Source organism: Silvimonas amylolytica, assembly GCF_014645555.1.
Lineage (GTDB): Bacteria > Pseudomonadota > Gammaproteobacteria > Burkholderiales > Chitinibacteraceae > Silvimonas > Silvimonas amylolytica.
The window spans coordinates 1-21,559 of record NZ_BMLY01000011.1 but is presented as its reverse complement, the minus strand read 5'-3'; the positions used below and the strand labels follow the sequence as shown (position 1 = coordinate 21,559).

At 57.1% G+C, this 21,559-nt stretch carries 16 protein-coding genes; 9 read left to right on the top strand and 7 right to left on the bottom strand.

All coding sequences use genetic code 11. From position 1 onward, the window contains the following. The first annotated feature begins 53 nt into the window (after positions 1 to 53). The 8 genes from aroE to IEX44_RS20055 all read left to right on the top strand — a co-directional run bounded on the left by aroE (position 54) and on the right by IEX44_RS20055 (position 9,689). Positions 54 to 878 carry a shikimate dehydrogenase gene (gene aroE, locus IEX44_RS20090; protein WP_188698488.1) on the top strand — a complete coding sequence of 275 codons (825 nt, stop codon included), beginning with the start codon at positions 54 to 56 and terminating at the stop codon, positions 876 to 878. A 191-nt stretch (positions 879 to 1,069) separates the two neighbouring features. Then, positions 1,070 to 1,771, top strand: a complete 702-nt coding sequence (gene mtgA, locus IEX44_RS20085; RefSeq protein WP_188698485.1) for a monofunctional biosynthetic peptidoglycan transglycosylase — start codon at positions 1,070 to 1,072, stop codon at positions 1,769 to 1,771. 301 nt (positions 1,772 to 2,072) lie between these two features. Then, positions 2,073 to 2,921: a Stp1/IreP family PP2C-type Ser/Thr phosphatase gene (locus IEX44_RS20080; protein WP_188698482.1), complete on the top strand. Its 849-nt coding sequence runs from the start codon at positions 2,073 to 2,075 to the stop codon at positions 2,919 to 2,921. 68 nt (positions 2,922 to 2,989) lie between these two features. Next, a complete protein-coding gene (locus IEX44_RS20075; protein WP_188698479.1) occupies positions 2,990 to 3,625 on the top strand; it encodes an FHA domain-containing protein in 636 nt (211 codons plus the stop codon). 163 nt (positions 3,626 to 3,788) lie between these two features. Then, entirely contained in the window at positions 3,789 to 5,960 is a 2,172-nt protein-coding gene (locus IEX44_RS20070; protein ID WP_188698476.1) for a CHASE2 domain-containing protein, read from the top strand. A gap of 119 nt (positions 5,961 to 6,079) precedes the next feature. After that, positions 6,080 to 6,847, top strand: a complete 768-nt coding sequence (locus IEX44_RS20065; RefSeq protein ID WP_188698471.1) for an MBL fold metallo-hydrolase — start codon at positions 6,080 to 6,082, stop codon at positions 6,845 to 6,847. Between the two features lie 337 nt (positions 6,848 to 7,184). Further along, entirely contained in the window at positions 7,185 to 9,008 is a 1,824-nt protein-coding gene (gene glmS, locus IEX44_RS20060; RefSeq protein WP_188698467.1) for a glutamine--fructose-6-phosphate transaminase (isomerizing), read from the top strand. Between the two features lie 459 nt (positions 9,009 to 9,467). Then, positions 9,468 to 9,689, top strand: coding sequence for a HEAT repeat domain-containing protein (locus tag IEX44_RS20055; RefSeq protein ID WP_188698465.1), 222 nt, complete (start codon positions 9,468 to 9,470; stop codon positions 9,687 to 9,689). Positions 9,690 to 9,691: 2 nt separating this feature from the next. On the opposite strand, the gene IEX44_RS20050 is transcribed toward IEX44_RS20055, so the two are convergent. The 5 genes from IEX44_RS20050 to IEX44_RS20030 form a co-directional block, all read right to left on the bottom strand. Then, a complete protein-coding gene (locus IEX44_RS20050; RefSeq protein ID WP_188698462.1) occupies positions 9,692 to 11,251 on the bottom strand; it encodes an ATP-binding response regulator in 1,560 nt (519 codons plus the stop codon). A gap of 14 nt (positions 11,252 to 11,265) precedes the next feature. Continuing rightward, complete coding sequence (locus IEX44_RS20045; RefSeq protein ID WP_188698459.1) at positions 11,266 to 12,411, bottom strand: HD-GYP domain-containing protein; 1,146 nt, start codon at positions 12,409 to 12,411, stop codon at positions 11,266 to 11,268. Continuing rightward, positions 12,408 to 16,817 (bottom strand): response regulator, encoded by a 4,410-nt coding sequence (locus tag IEX44_RS20040; RefSeq protein WP_188698456.1) that lies wholly within the window; start codon positions 16,815 to 16,817, stop codon positions 12,408 to 12,410. The genes IEX44_RS20045 and IEX44_RS20040 overlap by 4 nt, the downstream gene beginning before the upstream one ends. 674 nt (positions 16,818 to 17,491) lie before the next feature. Beyond that, positions 17,492 to 19,462, bottom strand: a complete 1,971-nt coding sequence (locus IEX44_RS20035) for an alkyl/aryl-sulfatase (RefSeq protein WP_188698453.1) — start codon at positions 19,460 to 19,462, stop codon at positions 17,492 to 17,494. Positions 19,463 to 19,811: 349 nt separating this feature from the next. Next, a complete protein-coding gene (locus IEX44_RS20030; RefSeq protein ID WP_188698450.1) occupies positions 19,812 to 20,057 on the bottom strand; it encodes a hypothetical protein in 246 nt (81 codons plus the stop codon). Here IEX44_RS20030 and IEX44_RS20025 point away from each other — a divergent pair. Continuing rightward, positions 20,049 to 20,201, top strand: a complete 153-nt coding sequence (locus tag IEX44_RS20025; RefSeq protein ID WP_188698448.1) for a hypothetical protein — start codon at positions 20,049 to 20,051, stop codon at positions 20,199 to 20,201. The genes IEX44_RS20030 and IEX44_RS20025 overlap by 9 nt on opposite strands. Before the next feature lie 295 nt (positions 20,202 to 20,496). Here the strand turns inward: IEX44_RS20025 and IEX44_RS20020 are convergent, their stop codons facing one another. Further along, positions 20,497 to 21,117, bottom strand: a complete 621-nt coding sequence (locus IEX44_RS20020; RefSeq protein WP_188698443.1) for a DUF3885 domain-containing protein — start codon at positions 21,115 to 21,117, stop codon at positions 20,497 to 20,499. A 242-nt stretch (positions 21,118 to 21,359) separates the two neighbouring features. Next, a partial coding sequence (locus tag IEX44_RS21130; protein ID WP_229679359.1) for a hypothetical protein occupies positions 21,360 to 21,559 on the bottom strand: 200 nt, incomplete at its 5' end.

Below are 21,559 nucleotides of genomic sequence, written 5' to 3'. Positions count from 1 at the left end.
TTTGTCGCGCGCACCACACTTTGCATTCCTTTTTTACCGCTGTTTTGCACACCATGCGCTACGTCGTCATCGGCAATCCGATTGCCCACAGCAAGTCCCCGCAGATCCACGCTGCATTTGCGGCGCAGTATGCGCTGGCTGATTTTAGCTACGAGCGGTTACTGGCGCCGTTAGAAGACTTTGACGGTACGGTGCGCAGTTTTGTGGCTGAAGGTGGCAAAGGGTGCAACGTCACCGTACCGTTCAAGGAAGCGGCATACGAACTGGCAACCCATCTGACAGATCGGGCTGCGGTGGCGGGGGCCGTCAACACGCTCAAACTGCAAGACGATGGCACGCTACTGGGCGATAACACGGATGGTGTCGGCCTTGTCACCGACGTATTGCGGCATACCACGCTGACTGACAAGCGTGTGCTGGTGCTGGGCGCAGGTGGTGCGGCGCGTGGTGTGTTGCTGCCATTGGCCAGTGCCCGACCAGCCGCTATCACGGTGGCGAACCGTACTGCTGCCAAAGCCGTTGATCTGGCCGGGTTGCTGCAACCGCATGCAGGGGGCGTTGCACTGACCGGCACCGGGTTCGATGGCATCAAGGGTGAGTTTGATGTCATCATCAACGCCACCTCTGCCAGCCTGGGGGGCGAGCGCGTACCGCTGCCGGAGGGCGCATTTGCGCCTGGTGCCCTGGCTTATGACATGATGTATGGCAAGGAGGAAACCGCCTTTCTGGCCCAAGCCCGGGAAGCCGGTGTAACCCGGCGGGTAGATGGTCTGGGCATGCTGGTCGGGCAAGCGGCGGAGGCGTTTCGCTTGTGGACTGGCCGCACCCCGGATGTCGAACCGGTGCTGGCCATGATGCGCGCTGGTCTTGCGGGTTAATCCTGCCTGCGTCCTCCTGCTGATTGCGTGACACTGCCCGCGATGAGAGTGTGGCAGTGATACCTTTCCTGACAACATCGCGATTGCCGGCTTGTAAGCAAGACGCCTAAAATTGCGGCAATCTTGTGGACCGTCCTGTATACCTGCCGGGCGGTCTTTGTTTGTTTACCGGGCGCTTGCCGCAATCCATTGTGAAAAAACATTCTTTTGGCTGGTGGTTTGGCCGCATCGTGCTGGCCATCCTCTTGTTGTTCCTGGTGTGGAACCTGTGGATTTTTGGGCATGTATGGTGGTGGAAAGACCATAACCCGGATGACACCGCGTTTATGGAAGAAGGTCTGGCGCGGTTACAGCAAACGGATCCGGATGCAGAACTGCGCCACAAATGGGTGCCATACAGCCAGATTTCACCCAACCTCAAGCGGGCACTGGTGGCTTCTGAGGACGCCAAATTTCTGGATCACGACGGGTTTGACTGGGAAGGGATTCAGACGGCCTGGGAAAAGAATCTGAAAAAAGGGCGTATTGTGGCTGGCGGCTCGACCATCAGCCAGCAACTGGCCAAGAACCTGTTTCTCTCGAGCCGGCGTACGCCCTGGCGCAAGCTGGAAGAAGCCATCATCACCGTCATGCTGGAACAGATGCTCGACAAGCGTCGTATCTTCGAGATTTACCTTAACGTGATCGAATGGGGTAACGGCATTTATGGTGCCGAAGCGGCATCGCGTTATTACTACCGCACAGGGGCGGCCAATCTGGGGGTGAGCCAGGCGGCCAAACTTGCGGCCATGGTGCCTGATCCGCGCTATTACGATACGCACCGCAACGACCGACGTTTATTGCGCAAGACCAGCATCATTGCGCGCCGCATGCCTTACGCTGATATTCCCTGAGCACTGGCATCGATTTCACACGCTGCGCCAGACGGGCAGCCACTTTGCAGTGGTTGCCCGTTTTGTTTGCAGCGCCGGTTTAAATGCCATGTCTTCATGAAAGCTGCCGCTGGGCTGCTAGTACACTTTCTGTGACAGTAAAACAACGTCTCCTGGCAGCCCGGCCGGAATTGGTTGGCCCGGCGCAGGTGAACCCCTAGAATGCGGGGCTGCCAAAACACAAAACCCGCCTGTCACCATGCACAAACCAGATCGGCCGGTCGTTGTCGCCCGCTGATGGTCTGTAACACAGGAGCGGCCCATGCCTGATTTTTCACACGCGCTGACCATGCTCGGTCATACCGACACCGGTCTGATGCGTGGTCATAACGAAGACGCCATTTTCCTGGACGCCAGGGATGGCTTTGCCGTGCTGGCCGACGGGATGGGAGGCTACAACGCGGGTGAGGTGGCCAGCGCACTGGCCGTGCAAAGCGCGATCGAGTTTTTGCGCGCCGCTGAAGCCAGTCACACCGGTAAGGCTGCTGAGGCACCTGAGCTCATTCAGCGGCTGGTTGCGGCGGTGGAACACGCCAATCTTGCGGTCTTTGCTGCGGCAGGCAGTAATCCGGATTATCGCGGCATGGGTACAACGCTCGTGGTGGCGTTGTGGCGGGAGTGCGGGCTGTTTGTGGCGCACGTGGGTGACTCGCGGCTTTATCGGCTACGTGGCGAGACGCTGAACCAGATCACGCATGATCATTCGTTCCTGCAAGAGCAGATTGATCTGGGGCTGATCACGGAAGCCGAGGCAGAACAGTCTGGGCACCGCAATCTGATTACCCGCGCAGTGGGAATTGGCCCAACGGTGGAAGTAGAAGTGCACCAGCATGCGGTCGCGGTGGGAGACCTTTACATGCTGTGTTCGGATGGTCTTTCTGATGATGTGCCAGTCGCGACCGTTGTGGATGTGTTGACCGCAATGCGCACCAATCTGCCCATGGCCGCCGCATATCTGATCCAGGAAGCAAATAATGCTGGAGGCAAGGACAATATCTCGGTCGTGCTGGTCGATATCAAACGACAGCTTCCGGGGGAAGGATGGCGTGAGTTGCTGCCCGGATGGTTGCACGACTTTTTGCATAAAGACGGCCAGGAACCGTCGGCATGAGCCGCTTGATTGCAGCGCGGCCAGACGTACAAACACAAGAAGCTTGAAAGGGAATTACGGGAAAGACGATGGCCAAATTGATACTGAGCCTTTCTGGCAACTACATCAATGAATTCCAGCTCAAGCCGGACGTCACGCGCATTGGTCGGCGGCCGCACAATGAAATCCAGGTGGATCACCTGTCGATTTCGGGCGAGCACGCGCTGATCCGCTGCATGCGGGGTGAATACGTCATTGAAGACCAGCGCAGTACCAATGGCACCGCAGTCAATGGTCAACGCATTGTCCAGTGCAAACTGAACGACGGTGACCAGATTCGTATTGGCAAACACGTTTTCACTTTTCATACCAGCAACGCCGCACCGCGTCCGGCTGCCGCCGATGGTTTTGAAGCCACGCAGCTGCTGGTGCCGCCAACCAGTGCCACCCGCCCGAAAGGCACGCGCATTGGTGTCGTTCGCGTACTGACTGGCAGCGCCGCCGGGCGCGAAGTAGAGTTGAACAAAGCCAGTACAACCCTGGGCAAAGCCGGTCTTCAGGTCGCCTCGATTGGCCGTCGCAGCGATGGTTACGCTATCTCTCACGTTGAAGGGCCCAAGCGCCCGCTGGTCAATAACCGTGAAATCGGCGCGACGCCGCATCCACTCAAGGAAGAAGACCTGATTGAGCTGGCGGGCGTCAAAATGGCGTTCTTTTACCGTTAAGCGTTGTAGTGCGCGGAGTGAGCGCCGCGATCAGGACGAGCGCCGTACCTGATCGCACGGCGGCTGGCTTCGCCCTGCCACTTCCCGTACATTCCTCTGTTGTCTGGATGCTCCACCAAACCGAGGGTGCCGCTTGCTAAGAAAACACTGGCCGCAGATCGTCATGGGTCTGCTTTGCTTTGTGCTGCTGGCGGCACACGCGCTGAACGCATTGCGCTTGCCGGCGCTAGACCGGCTGGACGCCTATCTGTATGACACGCGGGTGCGCCTGGCGGCAGCCACCGGCCCGGATCCTCGCGTTGCCATCATCGACATCGACGAAAAAAGCCTGGCCGCGCTGGGCCGTTGGCCGTGGCGCCGCGATGTCATGGCCCGGCTGGTGGATCAGGTGTTCGTACGCGATCACGCCAAAGCATTGGGTTTTGATGTGGTGTTTGCAGAAACCGACGACAGCACCGGCCTTGCCACGCTGCGGCGCCTTGCCAGTGGGGAGTTGTCCGATGTCCCGGAGTTTGCCAGTACGCTGAACCGCATTGCTCCACGGCTGGATACCGATTCCCGATTCGCCACGTCGCTGGCTCAACGCAATACCGTGCTTGGGTTTTATTTCAGTCAGGACCCAAAGGCAGTCTCCGCAGGCGTGTTGCCGCCACCGGCGCTGGATGCGGGCGATCTGGCACCCGTTGCGACCGCAATCCCGCAAGCTATGCATTACGGGGCCAACCTGGCCCAATTGCAAACTGCAGCGGCAGCGGGGGGGCATTTTGTACCAACGGTCGATGCAGATGGCGTGATCCGCCGCGTGCCTCTGCTGGTCCAGATTAACGGCCAGTATTACCCGGCGCTATCTCTGGCGCTGGTGCAACAGGCGTTGGGCAACGCTGCGATCTCGCCGGTGATTGAAGCAGGTGCAGGGGTGCCGCAGCTGGAAGCCCTGCGGGTGGGAAAAACCCGGCTGGCGGTGGATCAGTATGGTCGCGCCACCGTGCCGTATCGTGGCCCCGCGCGCTCATTTGATTATTTTTCCGCCATTGATGTCCTGAACGGCAATATCCCGGCCGCTACGCTGACCAACCGGATTATCTTGCTCGGTGCCACAACACCCGGACTGAATGACTTGCGCGTCACCCCGGTGGGCGAGGCCTACCCGGGGGTCGAGATCCACGCCAATCTGATATCCGCCATGCTCGATGGTGCTTTGCCCTCGCGGCCTGGTTATCTGCTGGGGGCCGAAGTGGTCTTGCTGGCGCTGCTCACGCCCTTGCTGGTCTGGTTGCTGGCCCGCCGCCCGCCGTTGCAGTCTTCGCTGCTGGTGCTGGTGTTGCTGGCCGTGCTCGCCGCTGGAGATGTCTGGCTGTGGCGCGTGCAACACGTCGATTTTCCGTTTGCGTCGACCCTCACATTGGTCTTGTTGTTGTACGTGCTCAACATGGCCTGGGGCTATATCTTTGTGACGCGGCGGCAGTCGCAACTGCGGGAGTTATTTGGCCAGTATGTGGTGCCGGAGCTGGTTGATCGCATGAGCGCTGACCCAGGGCGTTACACCATGGCCGGTCAAAGCCGAGAACTGTCGATCCTGTTTACAGATGTCCGCCGGTTTACCTCCATCAGTGAAAGCATGCCGCCGGCAGAACTGACCCAGTTCATGAACGCTTTCCTGACTGAGATTTCGACAGTCATCCGCAGCGGGCAACCTGGCACAATCGACAAATATATCGGCGATTGCGTCATGGCCTTTTGGGGAGCGCCAATTCCGGACCCATTACATGCCCACAACGCCGTGCTGGCTGCGCTCAATATCGTGGCTGCCATTCGACCGCTGAATCAGCGCTTTGCCATGCGCAACTGGCCGCAAGTTGTGGTGGGCGTGGGCGTACATACCGGCATAGCCACAGTGGGCGACATGGGGTCAAGTTACCGGCTTACTTATACCGCCATGGGTGATGCAGTTAATCTATCCAGCCGGATTGAAAGCCTGACCAAGTTCTACGGGGTACCGGTCCTGGTGTCAGCTGCCACGCATGATGCCGCGCCGGGTTTTGTCTATCGCGAAGTGGATCGCGTACGCGTCAAGGGTCGGGAAGACGCGGTCACGCTTTATGAGCCTTTATCGGCCGTCGCTGACCCGGTGCTACAGGCGCAGGCAGATGGCTTTGCTGGCGTGTTGATAGCCTATCGCGCGCGTCAGTGGGCCGAGGCGTTGCGGCAATTGCAGATTCTGCGTACCCAGGCGGACTGCGGATTATATGCCGTCTGGCAAACACGGCTTGAAACCATGCAAGCCAGTCCACCGCCAGATCATTGGGATGGTGTGCATGCCTTTGAAAGTAAATAAAAAGGGTCGGAACTACGCCCGGGTATTCTTGATACATAAACAGTGCCAGGCCGCCGGCAGGCGGGGTTAAACTTGGCGCTGACCAGCCACCGGGTACAGACCGGTCAAGCGGAGAGAGGATGGAACTGCAGGTTTTGGGGTGTAGCGGCGGAATCGGTGCAGGCAACCGCACCACATCGCTGCGACTGGGCGAAAACATGGTGATTGATGCCGGAACAGGTCTGGCGGATTTGTCGCTGGCTGAACTGGCGCGCATTGACCACGTATTTCTGACGCATGCCCACCTGGACCATATCGCCTGCCTGCCGTTGTTGCTGGACACCGTTGCGCCGGTACGCACCACACCCGTGACCGTCCACGCGAGCCAGTCTGCGCTTGATACGCTGCAGCGGCACATCTTCAACTGGCAGGTCTGGCCTGATTTCACGCAGATTCCGCACCCGGATCGCGGCCTCTTGCGCTACGAAGTCATGGAGCGCGGCGATACATGTACATTGGGCGGCCTGGCGCTGACAGCCTTACCCGTACTGCATACCGTCCCCGCCGTCGCCTACCATATAGATAGCGGTAATGCGTCCGTGGTGTTTTCTGGCGATACCGATGATCACGCGCCGTTCTGGCAGGCCGTCAGTGTTATCGACAATCTGCAAACATTGATTATCGAAACCGCTTTTGCCGACCATGAAGCCGCACTGGCCCGCGCTTCCCGTCACCTCACGCCGCAACGGCTACTGGCGGCGCTCAAAGCGCTACCGGGCGGCCTGGATATTCGCATTACCCATTTGAAGCCGTTTGATCATGACCTGATCATGCGGGAGCTTACTGGTCAGGCGGGCCCCGATTTGCAGCTCAAGCGACTTGAGCAGGGTGACGTGATTCACTTTTGATGTGCACAGGCGCGCAGGGCGGCCACCCTGACGGTAAAAAATGGATGATCGGCTGCTTGGAATTGCCCTGGACGATAATACCACTTTGAAAAAAGGTATCATCCGATGGTGTGTTTTTTCGTCACGCAAGATTTTGTTGTTTCCGCGAATAAACCAGTATTAAAGCGGGTTTCAAAGGTATTTTGGGGCGGTAAAGTAGTGTTACATTCGCCGCTACAAACCCCTTAAGTGGTTTCAGGGTTTTTGTGTAACGACGATACCAGTGCCGATGCGTACATTTCGGTGCTTCCCCGTGTGTTGGTGCACGGCAACAAAATCGCGATACAGGAACTACCCCATGTGTGGAATCGTTGGTGCCATCTCGGAACGAAATGTTGTGCCCATCTTGTTGGCCGGGCTGCAACGGCTTGAATACCGGGGTTACGATTCCAGTGGCCTGGCGCTGTCCTCCAGCGGTCATTTTGATCGTGTCCGCGTGAACGGGCGGGTTGCTGATCTGACTGCCAAAGCAGAAGGCCAGACCGCACTGGCAGGTCTGGCACACACTCGCTGGGCGACGCATGGTGCGCCGACCGAACTCAACGCCCACCCGCATCTGGGCGGTGACAGCGTACTGATCGTGCACAACGGCATCATTGAAAACCACAACGCCTTGCGGACTGAACTGCAAGCCCAGGGCTATCGTTTTACGTCCGAGACCGACAGCGAAGTCATTGCTCACCTCGTCCATCATTATCTGGAACGCGCCAACGACCTCCTGGCCGCAGTACAAGCCACGGTTGGCCGTCTGACTGGCGCCTTTGCCATTGGCGTAATCAGTCGCGACTTCCCTGACCGCATCATTTGCGCTCGCCGTGGTAGCCCGCTCGTGTTGGGTTTGGGGTTCGGGGAACAGTTCTTCGCCTCTGACATCGCGGCATTGCTGCCGGTAACCCAGCGCATGATCTACCTGGAAGAAGGGGATCTGGCCGAACTGCGCCGCAATGAAGTGCGTATCTACAATGCCGCCGGTGAGGCCGTGACTCGCCAGGCACGCACCGTCGATGTCGCCGCAGATTCTGCTGATCTGGGCCATTATCGCCACTACATGCAAAAAGAGATCTTCGAGCAACCTGTTGCCATCGCCAACACGCTGCAGCGTGTTATTGAACTGGGTTGCCAGAGCGCACTGTTTGGCCCGCAAGCAGATGAACTCTTCGCTGCGGCTCCCGCCGTGCGCATTGTGGCGTGTGGGTCCAGCTATCATGCCGGCCTGGTCGCCCGCTACTGGATTGAAGAATGGACCGGCTTGCCCGTGAGCGTGGACATCGCCAGCGAATACCGCTATCGCAAGGGCCGTGAGCAAGACGGCACGCTGATCATCGCTATTTCTCAATCCGGAGAAACCGCCGACCTGCTGGCTGCCATGCGCTCTGCCCGGGAACGGGGTGATGTCAAAGTACTGGCCATTTGCAATGTGCCGCACTCCACGCTGACCCGAGAGTCAGACCTCCTGTTCCTGACCCAGGCTGGGCTGGAAATCGGCGTCGCGTCGACCAAGGCCTTCACCACGCAACTGGTCGCACTCTACGTTTTTGCCGCCGCACTGGCGCGTAGCCGTAACACACTGGATGCCACACAGCTGGCCGAGATCACCGAGGCACTGCACCGCCTGCCTGTCCTGGTGGAAGAAGTGCTGGCCATGGACAGCAAGCTGGAAGCCTGGGCGCAAGAACTGGCGCACTATCACAACGCCCTGTTCCTTGGCCGCCACACCTTGTTTCCGATCGCCCTGGAAGGCGCGCTCAAACTCAAGGAAATCGCCTACATCCATGCTGAAGGCTACGCTGCGGGTGAACTCAAACACGGCCCGCTGGCGCTGGTAGACGAAGACATGCCGGTGATTGCCTGCGCGGTGAACGACGAACTGCTTGAAAAAGTCGTCTCTAACCTGCGCGAAGTACAAGCACGCAGCGGCAAAGTCTTCCTGCTGGCCGAACCTGGCTGCGAAGCCGCCCACGCGGGCAGCCACCGGGTACTGACACTCCCCGTCGCCGCCGGCCCGCTCGCCCCGGTCGTTCTCACCCTGCCACTGCAAATGCTTTCCTATCACACCGCCTGCCGCAAAGGCACCGATGTAGACAAGCCGCGTAACCTGGCCAAATCCGTGACTGTGGAATGAAGCGGGTTTTGAACGTCCGTTGATCACACCAATTTGACCTATTAAAGTCAGAAACTCATTTGATGCTGCATTAGCAGAAAAAGCCCTCGAGAGAGGGCTTTTTCATTGGGTCGAACACGATTTTTTGAAGTCAGAAACTCTTCTCAGCTCAGTCTCTGGCAGTCCTATAGATTGGTTGCCGATTAGGTGGCAGAAAACCTGCGCTGACTCCAGCGATAGGGTCCGCGGTGCTGCAGCTTGGGTGTGGGTTCGTTGGGTGTGATCACATAGAAGGGCATGCACGCGTAATTTGCTGCTGATAGGGGTGACTAGACTGCTTATCGGCCTGAGCAGCCATTTAGTCCCTCCGACGCATATGGCTGGTATGGGAAGCGAAGCGGACAATGTCGTGACTACAAAAACTGGGTTAATTCAGAATCAGGCCTGATTGCCCCAAGAATTTTCCACCAATATGGCGAAATGATGCACAGCCTGCGCAATGGCGGAATAGGCGCCGCCGATATCCTGAACGTGCTGTTGCTGGACCCGCCCATACCCCCCATCCGCCGTGCCACAGCGCTTAAAGAGGTCGCACACTACCCCAGCGAACAGACGGTGAAGACTGTGGTTGTGGCACTCAAGGACGCTGAACCAGTCGTGCGCATTGCTGCGATTCATGCCTCGGCATGCGTCGCCGTTTAGGTTCACTTCACCTTGGCCGGCAACAAATACACATTGATGGTGGTTGTACCATCAATGTCGGACACTTCGAAATCAATCCTGCCATGCTGGGCTTCGGTGAGCAGCCTGGCCGAATAAGTACCCAAGCCAGAGCCGCCTTGCTTGCCAAAGGTGGTGAATTTTTCAAAGAACGTGTGCCGGATGGTCTGTGGGATTACGCCTAAATTGGTAATGCTGATGCGCAGCGGGTCCTCGGGGGACAGCTCTACGGTAACCCGGCTTTTTACTGGTGCCGCTTCACAGGCGTTCTTGATCAGGTTCTGAAACACCGAGTAGCAGAACATTTCGTCGCCCAATGCCCGGGGCGCCATTTCGCCGACGGGCATATCGGTATCGACAGAGAGCGTCAGTTGTTTTTCTTTGAATACGGCGCGGTACATTTCCACCACGCGGCGCAGCACGCTGCTGATATCTATCGGCGCTGGGTTCAGCACAAAGCGGTCTGTTTCTATTTTGTAGATTTCAGAGGTGAGGTTGATCATGCTGAGTAATTGCAAGGCAGATTCTTCCACCGACCCTAGGATGTCTTTCTGTTGCGCGTTCAGCCCCTCGGCAGACATCAGCCCCTGCGTCAGACTGATCACGCCGGAAATCGGGCCTTTCATGTCGTGGCGGGTCATGTGTTCAACTTCTTCGCGCAAGCGGGCAGACTCTAGCATGGCGTCGTAGTTGGCCTGCAAGTCACGGCGTAACTCTACGTAGCGCATGAAATTACGCACGCGCAGGGTAAGTTGTTCTGGGTTAATCGGTTTGGTCACAAAGTCGATCGCACCCAATTCCAGCCCGGTGAGACGGGCATCATCCTGCGTCATGGCTGTCACAAAAATCACCGGAATGACCTCAGATACCGGGTGTTCCCGCATTTGCCGGGCTACTTCAAAGCCATCCATGTCCGGCATCATCACATCCAGCAGCACAAGATCTGGCGGAGCGTCAGAGTGGCAGATTTCCAAAGCCTTTTCGCCACTGGGCGCGACGCGCACGCGATATTCATCTTTAAAGAGTTGGGACAACAACTCCATGTTATCTGGCGTGTCGTCCACCACCAGCAAGGTCGGTTTACCCAATTCCACCTTTTGCTCAAGGGCAAGCTTAGGGACGGACTGTTTTTCGGCCGGTTTGGGTTGCAGCGCGCGCGGCACCCAGTCCAGCGCCTTTTCGATCCGGGATTCCAGCCGCTCTGGCGTGAATGGTTTAACCAGAAAATCACTGACGCCTGCATAAATGGCTTCTTCGATGCGCTTGCGCTCAGTCTCTGCGGTAACCATCACGAAGGGCAAATGGCTCAGTGCTTCGTCTTTGCGCACAGCGATCAGAAAATCCAGCCCGGTCATGATGGGCATATTCCAGTCAGACAGGATCATATCCACGGTCTGGCGCTTCAGAATGCGCAAAGCCTCAGCACCGTCTTTGGCCTGGACCACTCGCTCAATGCCCATGCTGCGTAATTGCGTCAGAGTGGCCTTGCGCATGGGTTCAAAGTCATCCACCACAAGCACCACCAGTTCACCAAACTTTCGCATCCGAGCACTCCCGGTTATGTCTGTTTGAAGCGGGCGAGCGAGGCCACCTTCTGCTCAATATCGCTTTCATGGTCCGCATAGCGGGCGGCAATGGCCCGGAATTCATCCTGCAGGGTGATAAATGCCGCCACGATGTCCGGGTCAAAGTGTTGGCCTGCGCCGGCCACGATGATTTCTGTCGCCGCTTGGTGCGACATCGGCGCTTTGTAGACCCGGCGGCTGATCAGCGCATCGTATACATCGGCCACTGCCATCAAACGCGCACTCAGTGGAATGGCATCTCCCACCAGCGCTTGCGGGTACCCGCTGCCGTCCCACTTTTCTTGATGGGACAACGCTACCTCTTTGGCCAGCAGAAAAAATTCGACGGGCCTACCTAGCAGCCGCTCAGCATTTGCCAGCGCGTCGTGCCCTAGCGTGGTGTGCGTTTTCATCACTTCAAACTCTTCGACGGTCAGTTTGCCAGGCTTGAGCAGAATGAAATCCGGAATGCCGATCTTGCCGATATCGTGCAGTGGCGCCGATTTGAACAACAAGTCGATATAGTGGTCGGTCAACATGGCGGCGAAACGCGGATGCTGCCGCAGGCTTTCGGCCAAAGCCTTTACATAGCTTTGCGTGCGCAGGATATGGTTGCCGGTTTCTGAATCCCGAGTTTCTGCCAGCGAGGCCATTGCGGTAATGGTTACGTCCTGAATGGCCACCATTTCTGCCGTGCGCCGCGCCACCTCGTGCTCCAGATGCGCGTTCTGGTCGCGCAGCAGATCGGTGACCGTTTTCAGGGCCAGTTGGGCGTTGACGCGCGCCTGCAGGATATCGGGTGAGATCGGCTTGGGAATGAAATCCACCGCGCCCACTTCAAAACAGCGCACTTCATCAATCTGGCCGGTCTGCGCAGAAAAAAAGATGACCGGGATATCGCGCGTTGCATCTTGCGCCTTCAATTGCAGGCATGTGTCGTAGCCATCAATGCCCGGCATCATGATGTCCAGCAGGATCAGATCCGGTACAGGCTCGCGCGCAGCAATCTCGAGCCCCTTCTCGCCCGTAGTGGCCGTTTTGATCCGGAACCTGGGTTTGAGCAATTGCGTGGTCAGATGCAGCACATCGGGCGTGTCGTCCACCACAAGAATCACCGCTTTACCGTGTTCATCCGTCATGTCTCCGCCTTTACTCCTGACATGGCCATGGCAATGTGCAATTCTGCCAGTGCCGCGTCGAAATCAAACGCATACAACGCTTTTTCGATCAGGCCAAACCGCGAATTGAATGCGCCGCGCAGCAGACCAGCCCACTGTTCAAGCACGTCGCGGGCTTCGACATCATTGTCGGCCATCAACGCGGTCAACCTGGCGCACACCGGCGCCAGTTGCTCTGGCTGGGGGGGGTGGTCTGCAACTGCAACCACCGGCTCTGGCATAGCAGCGTCAATGGCCGTAACCAATGGCGCCAAAGACGCTGCCAGTGCGTTCAGCGCGGCAGCGATGGCATCACCGTTTGCCGCTACCAGTGCCAGCTCAGCTGCCTCAGCCAACGCCTGCACCTCGTGCGCGCCAATCTGGCCCGCTACGCCTTTGGTGGTATGAGCCAGCCGCACTGCCGTGGCGGTGTCGCCTGCGACTTGGGCATCACGCATTGCCGCCACTGCATTGCGCTGGCCTTGGGCGAAACGGCGCAAAAGATCATGATAGACACGCGCATTGCCACGCACCCTGTATAGACCGTCAGTGGTGTCCAGACCGGTTATCATGGGTGTGTCCAGCTTTGCGGTATCGGCGGCCTCTGGCGGGGGTTCTGTTCTGGCTGCAACGGGCAACCAGCGTCGGAGCACTTGCCATAACGCCCCAGGATCAATCGGTTTGGCCAGGTGGTCATTCATCCCCGCGTCCAGGCACAGTTGCCGATCAGCCGCCATGGCATTGGCGGTCATCGCCACAATGGGTTGACGGTAACCCAGGCGGCGTAACTCCTGGGTGGCCGCCACGCCATCCATCACCGGCATCTGCATGTCCATCAACACAAGGTCGTAATTGCGCGCAGCCATCTGCCCAAGCGCGATCTCACCGTTCTGGGCCACATCCACTTGAATACCCCCCTCGGCCAGCAGTTCAACCGCCACTTGCTGATTAAGATCGTTGTCTTCTACCAGCAAGATGGTCAGGCGCTCCGGATCAGCCAGGCCGCCGATCTGGCCCTCATCCAATACATCATGATCCGTCGCAGGCCGCCCGCCGAAGAGCCCGTTCAGGCAGGTGCGCAAATGGCCAAAACTGACGGGTTTGCGCAGCAGCCCAGCCAATCCGCACTCGACCAGCATCCGGTAAGTGTGTTCATCACCATGTGCGGTGACCAGCACTATGTGCGGCGTCAATGACAATACGCTGGAAAAAATCGCCTGCGCCGTCGCAAAGCCATCCATACCCGGCATGCGCCAGTCAACCAGCACCACCTCATAGGGCGCACCATCGTGGTCTGCCTGCAGCGCGTTAGAGACGGCGGCGTGGCCAGAGCCGACGCAGTCCGCGCGCATTCCCAGTTCTTCCAGCAGCCTGACCGCCACGTCGCGCGCCAAGTCGTTGTCGTCTACCACCAGTACCCGGCGGCCACGCAGTATTTCATCGTTGTCCGCAGGGTCTGCTACCGGGACTGAGCCCAGACTGACGGTAAACCAGAAGGTGCTCCCTTTACCTGGTGTGCTTTCTACGCCAACTTGTCCCCCCATCAGCTCGGCGAGCATCTTGCAGATGGCGAGGCCCAGGCCGGTGCCGCCATATTTGCGGGTAGTGGATACGTCCGCTTGAGAGAAAGACTGAAACAAACTGGATTGCTGCGCCTCAGTCAAGCCGATACCGGTATCGCTGACCGCGAAATACAGCAACGTGTTATCGTCTTGGGCTTCGACCACATGGGCATGCAAGCGGATCTGACCATGCTCAGTAAACTTGATGGCGTTACTCAGCAGGTTGATCAATATCTGCTTCAAGCGCACGGGATCTCCCGTGAACCGATGCGGCACATCGCACGCGGTATCAAAGACCAGCTCCAGCGATTTGGCGGCGGCTTTTTCCATCACAAATGCGCCAACGTCTTCCAGTAACTTATCCAGAGAGAACGCCACCGTCTCCAGCGCAAGCTTGCCCGCTTCGATTTTGGAAAAATCCAGGATCCCGTTGATGAGCCCAAGCAAGTGCTGGCCAGATGACTGGATTTTGCTCAGATAATCTTGCTGGCGCGGGGCCAACTCGGTTTTTAACGCCAAGTGAGTCATGCCAATGATGGCGTTCATGGGCGTGCGGATTTCATGGCTCATATTGGCCAGAAAATCACTCTTGGCGCGCGTGGCCACTTCGGCGGCTTCTTTGGCATTGCGTTGCTGCTGCTCAGCCTCGAGCCGGTCTGTAGCATCCCGAAAAATGACCACCGCACCATCCAGCTCCCCCACCTTATGCATGGGTGAAATACCAAAATCCACTGGCAGCACACTGCCGTCACGGCGACGCAACAAGCCCGATTGCCCGCTGCCAAATACGCCCAAAGGTCCATCGGTCTGGCCAAAACGGCCCACCTCGTCTGTTTGCGCCATTGCGCCGTCAAATTCAGGCAAACCCCGCCCGAGCAATTCTTCTTCTGCACCCTGCAGCAGTTCCAGCGCGTAGGGGTTTACAAAAACCAGCCGGTTGCGCGCATCGACCCCAATCACCCCCACACCTGCCGACGTGAGAATGACGCGATTGAGTTCTTCCAGCTCAGCGCGCGCAGCCTCATCTGCCTTGCGTTGGGTGATATCGCGCACCGCCACACACACAAAACGCGCTTCCGTGGGCCGCTGGGGTAAGACGGATAGACTGATATCGGCATCAAACTCGCTGCCGTCCTGGCGCAGACCACGGATAACAACACCCCGGCCACCCATGCTGCGCGCACCACCCTCTGCCACAAAACCCGCCCGCGATCTGTCATGTCCTGCCCGGTTTACCTGCGGCACCAATTGTTCGATTGATCTGCCCTGCAATCCCCCCCGTTCATAGCCAAACAGGCTCTCAACCTGCCAGTTGCTCAGCGCAATATCGCCGTTCTCCCCGACCACTAACATGCCATCTGGCGCGGATTCCAGGATGCTGCGAAACCAGTTCTCGGTGGTGGCCAGCTGTTCTTTCTGCTCTTCAAGCTCATTCGCTTGTTGTTCCAGGCGCTCGGTTTTTTCGGCCAACTCGGAATTGTTGTGTTCAAGTGTGCGGGCGTATTCCATTAATTGCTGGCGGGATGAAGCCAATTCATCGGTCTGTTGCTGCAGTTTTTCAACCAGTTCTTTGGCGCGCAGTGTGCGCAGGAGGACCTCCAGTTGCGGCACCGTAACCAGCGCCAGTGTCTGGATAATGCGCCAGTCACGCTCATTGAAGGGGCCGAACGAGGCCAGTTCGATCACCGCCGTTTGCCCGTTGCTTAAACGCAGCGGCACCAATACGATATGGGCCGGTTCGGCACCACCTAGCGCTGAAATCACGTGCAGATAGCCCGCCGGGACGTCGTCGATTTCAAAGGGCGCATGCGCCTGTTGGGCTTGGGCCAACAGGCCGCGCGCGGTCTCTTCGTGTGCGGTACCTTGTGCAGCATTCAAACCATAGCCGCCGCGGTACAAGAGCCCGCTATCGTCGCTGCCCTGGGCATAGAAGGCAGCGGCGCCACAATGCAGCATGGGGGCCAGTTTATTCAGCAACTGTTCGCCAAACCCGGTCAGTGTTTCTGCGGGTTGCGCATTCTCTGCCAGTACGAACAGTCCTTCACGGACAGCCTGGTGATCTTCAAGCTGTTGGGCCAGGGCGTTGTAGGCACGAGCAATGCCGTCGATTTCATCATCGCCGTTGATCTGCGCGCGCGCGCTCAGATCATTGTCCACTTCAGCCCGCAGCATTGCCGCCTGCAAACTGCTGATCTTGCGTGTCAACTGCCGGATCAGACCCAAAGCCGTGATTGTCGCCAGCAGCAACGCTAGCGCCAATGCGCCGCCGGTGGTCAACAGCGCGCCTTGGTAGGCCAATTGTGCCCGCGCAAAATTGGTGGAGGACACCCGCATCTGCAACTCGATGAGCTGCTGCAGGTCGTCACCCACCGCGTTGAACACCGGGGACATATGCTGGTGCACAAATTCATTCAACGCCGCGTTATCGCGTGCCAGCAAAATAGTGTCCAGGCGGTTCAGTGCCGCTTCACCCACGCGCATATGCGTTGCGGTCAATGCGATCAGTTTTGCTTCTTCGGTTGTCTGGTGGTTGGCGGTATATTCATGCCACTGCGCCGCAATGTCGGCGCGCGCGCGCAACAGTTGTGCTCGCGCTTCTTCCCAATCCGTATTTTTTGAATTGAGCCGATACAGCGTCCCAACAACGTCATGTTCGTAGATCTGAGTAGCCCGGGCTAGCTCGCCCAAGCTACGCACGCGATCCTGGTAGGTTGTTTCAACAATCGCGCGCAAATTGGACGTACGGATGATGTTGATCACCCCTTGAAGCATCATGAGCATAAGGATGACGCTCACAAGTGCGATCAGTTTGGTGCGGATGGTCATGGTCGGCCCCTCATCATTGCTCTGCCACCCCGGCTTGAGATCTGCCCAGAGGGCGGGGCATGCCAGATGAGTATAGGCAGGGGCAAAATCAGACGCGCAAACCAGGCATAAACAGCTGGCTCGGCTTTTTACAACAGATCAAATGCGATCAGCCTACGCACCTTCATTCCATCGACCTCCCCCAAATTCAGCCCGAGCAAACACTTCAGCCCGATGCCTAAAAGGTCCGCTTTGTAGCGTAAGCGGATTTTCATGGTTACTCATGTGACAGTCCTGACAGTCCGCTTTGACCAATGACCTGCCTGCAGTTTGCTCGGGATTGGCGGCAAATCGGCCAAATCGGTCGTTCATACTTCAACGGTTCAGGGGCCGCAATTCGACGCATAGCGGCCTCTTGCGGAAACTCGTAGGTTATTCCGTATCGTATTTGACCCCCCACATGAGCGGTCTTTTTTATAATGCTTTGCGTGGCATGAGCCTCATTCGTTGGAGTCCAAAGACGGGTCTGGAACAGGCAAAAAAAACCGTCCACGTGGAGGGAGGACGGGGAAAAGGTGCTCAAGAGCCGATGAGATGTACGATTTGAGCCTAGGAAAAGAAAACGCTAGATTCAAGAGATATGCCAGTGCCGGTGAGGCCACGGCCCCACCGGTCAGCTAATGGATAACGACAAATCAAGGCGCAGCGATCGGGAACCAGAAATCGAACTTGTCGAAGTAGGTCACCAGTTCATTGAACTTGGCCTTGTCGCCATCAAACTTCACCTCCCCGGTTTCAGACAGATTGCCCAGCTTCAGTTGCCCCAGGGCGATCTTGTCCAGCGTGCTGCGATTCAGGGTAATGGTGGCATCGGCCCCGCTGGGGTACTGCTTGTCTTTGCCGTAACCCAGTACGCCATTCTCTGCATAAAGCGTGAACTTCTCTTTGGTATCCGGGAAGATCAGGTTGAAGTGATAAGTGTGATTGCCCAGTTTGGGCCCGTTGAAGTGCACGCCCAGGAAGTCGAGGAACATTTCTGTGGTCATGCCACGGATAATGTCGGGTGAACTGGTGTTGGGGGTGGCCGCTTTCTGGATGCCGTTACGCAGTTCCTGTGCACCCGACAGATAGAAGTCACGTGCCGGGCCGGATTCGGCCTGATACCCGAGTTGCTCGAGGGCGTCGGCTTCCAGGTTTTTGGCCGCCTGGTTGTCAGGCTGGGCAAATACGATCTTGTTGGTCACGGTAGCTGACCAGCGATAATCGCCCTTGTCAAAGGCCGCTTTGGCGGTGGACATCATCTTGTCCACACCAATCATTTCCACGTACTTCTTCGATTCCTCAACCGGTGGCAGCGGGTTCAGATTGGCCGGATTACCGTCCCACCAGCCTTGATAGAACTGGTACGTGGAACGCACGTTGTGCTTCAGATCGCCGTAGTAACCACGGTTGTAGAACTCTTTGGCCAGGCCATCCGGCAGGACAAACTGATCGGCAATCTCGTGCATGGTCAGGCCTTCGTTGGCCATGCGCAGGACTTGATCGTTAATGTATTTGTACAGATCGCGCTGGTCTTCCAGATGCTTGACCACGCGATCATTACCCCACTGTGGCCAGTGATGGCTGCCCATGGAAACCACGGCATCCTTGCCCCACATGTCCAGCGTGGTATCGAGCGTCTTGCCCCACTTGGATGCATCACGCACCTTGGCGCCGCGCATGGTCAGCAGGTTATGCAGCGTATGGGTAGCATCTTCCGCCAGATCAATCAGCTTGAACTGCGGGAAGTAGAACAGCATTTCTGCCGGGGCTTCTGTGCCGGGGGCCATCTGGAACACGACGTCCACGCCGTCGATGGTCATTTTCTCGCCGGTTTTTTCGATCAACTTGCTGGGTTCAAACAGCGTAATGGTCCCTGCTGCCGTGGTCAGGCCCAGACCGGCACCCACTGCGCCTTGTGGGTTCTTCGGCAGCAAGTTGCCGTACATGTACGAGGCGCGGCGGCTCATCACATTGCCGGCAAATACGTTCTCACTCACCGACTCTTCCATGAAGCCTTCCGGCGCCACGACCGGTACTTTGCCTGCCCGGACGTCTTCTTCCTTCACCACGCCACGAATCCCGGCGAAGTGGTCCACGTGGCTGTGGGTGAAGATCACGCCCGTCACGGGCAGGTTTTCTACCTTGGCGTTGATCAGATCCAGTGCGGCCTTGGCCGTTTCAACCGAAGTCAGCGGATCAATCACGATCCAGCCGGTTTTGCCGCGGATAAAGCTGATGTTGGCCAGGTCGATATTGCGTACCTGATAAACGCCATCGACGACCTTGAACAAGCCGCGCACAGACAGCAGTTGCTCTTGCCGCCACAGGCTCGGGTTCACCGTATCTGGTGCCGGGCCTTGTTGCTTGAGGAAATCGAACTGCGAGAGATCAATCACCGTATTGCCCTTGGCACCTTTGATCACGGGGGAGGGCAAATCGGCGATGAAGCCGCGTTTGACGTCGTCAAAATCCTGTTTGTTATCAAACGGCAGATAGTCCAGCAACTTCTGGTTCTCGGCCTTGGTGAAGCTGGTTGCTGGTTTGGGCCCTTCCGCCCAAGCGTGTCCCAGGGCAAGCAAAAGTGCGGAGGCGATGACAGTTCGACAAAAAGTGGAGCGTTCCATTATTGAGTCCTGGATAAAAAACCAATTACGGAACTGGTGCGGTGACCAGCGGGGGAATAGTTTGTTTTTTATATTCTGAGCGGGCAGAGCGATGGCAGATTTATTACATTCGCCAACGGGTTTAAATTAGGAAGTGATGGACAAAACTGCCAGTTTTTTTACAATTCTCCAGATCTCAGCGAAAGCGAAACGTGCGGGAAGCTACAAGAGCCGGTATGGTTTTCGCGTGTTACAGGAGGGGGTTCTGTTCTTCAGCACTGCGGGGGAACTGAGACAAAGCCGCAGCCTAGATAGGGCCGCCCCTATACTTTGCCTGAAGATTTCATAATCCCGCACAACCAAAACCCCGTCACAGCAATGCGCCCATCAACTTGGCAAGTACTACCTTGAGCGGAAACGGGGTCAAGCAAACAAGAAAAAAGGGTACTGCTACAGGCAACGCGATCAGCAAAATGCCTGCCCTCCCAAAGGGAAACAGACGCATTTGTTTGACCGCCTGGTAGATGGTCTGCACATCTGCCACCGGCCCCAGCTCCGGTGAATCGAGGATGGGTTCGTCTTCAACCTGTTTGCGACCAATCCATCGGTGGTCCACGAGCCGGTGGTGGTGGCTGGCCGTGAAGAAGTGTCAGACCGCTTCCTGTACGAAGGGCGGATTTATATTTCACCGCAGTGGGATGTGGAGCATGCCATCTATCTTGAGGTGGGCGACATGGAAGTAAAGTTCTGTGGTTCCTAACGAATCGAAAGCTTTGCTGTAGTTGCCTACTTAGTTCTGGATTTTTTCCATGCAAATCTGGATTCCGGGGCATGGGTCGGTTTGCCTTCTTTACCTGGGGCAGCCCGAGATTTGGACCGGAATGATTTCCCCAAAGTGGGCAGCATGGGTGAGTGGCAGACATTAGACTTTACGTCTGCTTTTTACGCATCATGCGACATAAATGGCTGCAGTTGCTTTGTCTGCTTTGGCCGAACAGTTGCCCTTCACCTTCCCACGTCTACACAACAGAGCCTGACTTTAGGCCTTTTCATGTTTATGTTTTGAATGTCTGAGCCATGGCATCTTTGTCGAAATCAAGCAGCCAATGGTGATGCTTTTCGTACAGGGTTTTCAGCTTTATCGGCGTCCGGCAAATGACATCCATGCCTCGATCGTCGTAAGGGTGGATCACTATTTGTGCATTCGCATGAACGAGATACACGCAGCAATTTGGATTGGGTCTGACTGAAGGGAAATCCGAAGTTAGTGCACACCAGAGCAGGTTCTGCAATATGGATAGGGGGGCCTCAAAAGCACAGTTCACCCACCGTCCTGAAGCGGGAGAACAATCGTCCTCGTTTTCCTCTGGAAGCGTCTTCCAGATTTCTCTCTCTTTGGGAACTGGAACCCCCGCGGTCTTAAGTTCGCGTATGACGTTGCGAAGCTCAAACCCGGAAGCAGAAACGAATTTTTGCAGGTGCACGAGAATCTGGCTCTCGCCTTCGAACACGTCCTGGCAGATGACAGTCGCCTTTTGCAGCGCCACCAACACCTGCTGCAGCGGTTCGCCTCCCTCAGAAAGTTCGAATCGAAGTCCTCCGGGAAAATGGTAGAACAGGGCGTGCCTGTAGGGGCCGGACTCAACCAGACCATCAATCGTTTTCTGGTATCTCATCGGCGGGCAACTACCAAGGCTTCGATGGTTACTATTACTTGAATCCAAGACACTCACTCGCTAGAAACTTTCGGCCAAAGAGTCTTACCCGGAAGACGAATAAGGATTATAGGCCTTGAGAGTTAACCGTGATCCAGTGAGAAGTCGCAGCCATGGTCAGGTCCGGGCTTGATGGACACTAACCCAGGATTGAATTGCCTCAGCCCTTTTTAAAAGGACCAACTCCTCAGCGGAGGGGCTGTTCAGCAATTGCAAGCGGACATAGCAGCTAAAAGGTCGGAAAGCCCCCTCAGGCCGATTTGCCACCAGCCCCAACCACCAATGGGCAGCTCGTCGGCCAAAGCAGTCGTTGAGGCCAATGTGCCAGGTTGGCCGCTGTCGGCTGTGGATTCAACCGGTCGATGCAACAGCCTGTTGGAATCGTTCAGCCGGTGTTTCATAA

Coding starts and splice junctions, on each gene's coding strand:
- IEX44_RS20070 (WP_188698476.1), top strand. CDS start 3,789: ATGGGTCTGCTTTGCTTTGTGCTGCTGGCGGCACACGCGCTGAACGCA.
- IEX44_RS20075 (WP_188698479.1), top strand. CDS start 2,990: ATGGCCAAATTGATACTGAGCCTTTCTGGCAACTACATCAATGAATTC.
- IEX44_RS20050 (WP_188698462.1), bottom strand. CDS start 11,251: ATGCGAAAGTTTGGTGAACTGGTGGTGCTTGTGGTGGATGACTTTGAA.
- aroE (WP_188698488.1), top strand. CDS start 54: ATGCGCTACGTCGTCATCGGCAATCCGATTGCCCACAGCAAGTCCCCG.
- IEX44_RS20040 (WP_188698456.1), bottom strand. CDS start 16,817: ATGACCATCCGCACCAAACTGATCGCACTTGTGAGCGTCATCCTTATG.
- IEX44_RS20055 (WP_188698465.1), top strand. CDS start 9,468: ATGATGCACAGCCTGCGCAATGGCGGAATAGGCGCCGCCGATATCCTG.
- IEX44_RS20065 (WP_188698471.1), top strand. CDS start 6,080: ATGGAACTGCAGGTTTTGGGGTGTAGCGGCGGAATCGGTGCAGGCAAC.
- IEX44_RS20045 (WP_188698459.1), bottom strand. CDS start 12,411: ATGACGGATGAACACGGTAAAGCGGTGATTCTTGTGGTGGACGACACG.
- glmS (WP_188698467.1), top strand. CDS start 7,185: ATGTGTGGAATCGTTGGTGCCATCTCGGAACGAAATGTTGTGCCCATC.
- IEX44_RS20080 (WP_188698482.1), top strand. CDS start 2,073: ATGCCTGATTTTTCACACGCGCTGACCATGCTCGGTCATACCGACACC.
- IEX44_RS20020 (WP_188698443.1), bottom strand. CDS start 21,117: ATGAGATACCAGAAAACGATTGATGGTCTGGTTGAGTCCGGCCCCTAC.
- IEX44_RS20035 (WP_188698453.1), bottom strand. CDS start 19,462: ATGGAACGCTCCACTTTTTGTCGAACTGTCATCGCCTCCGCACTTTTG.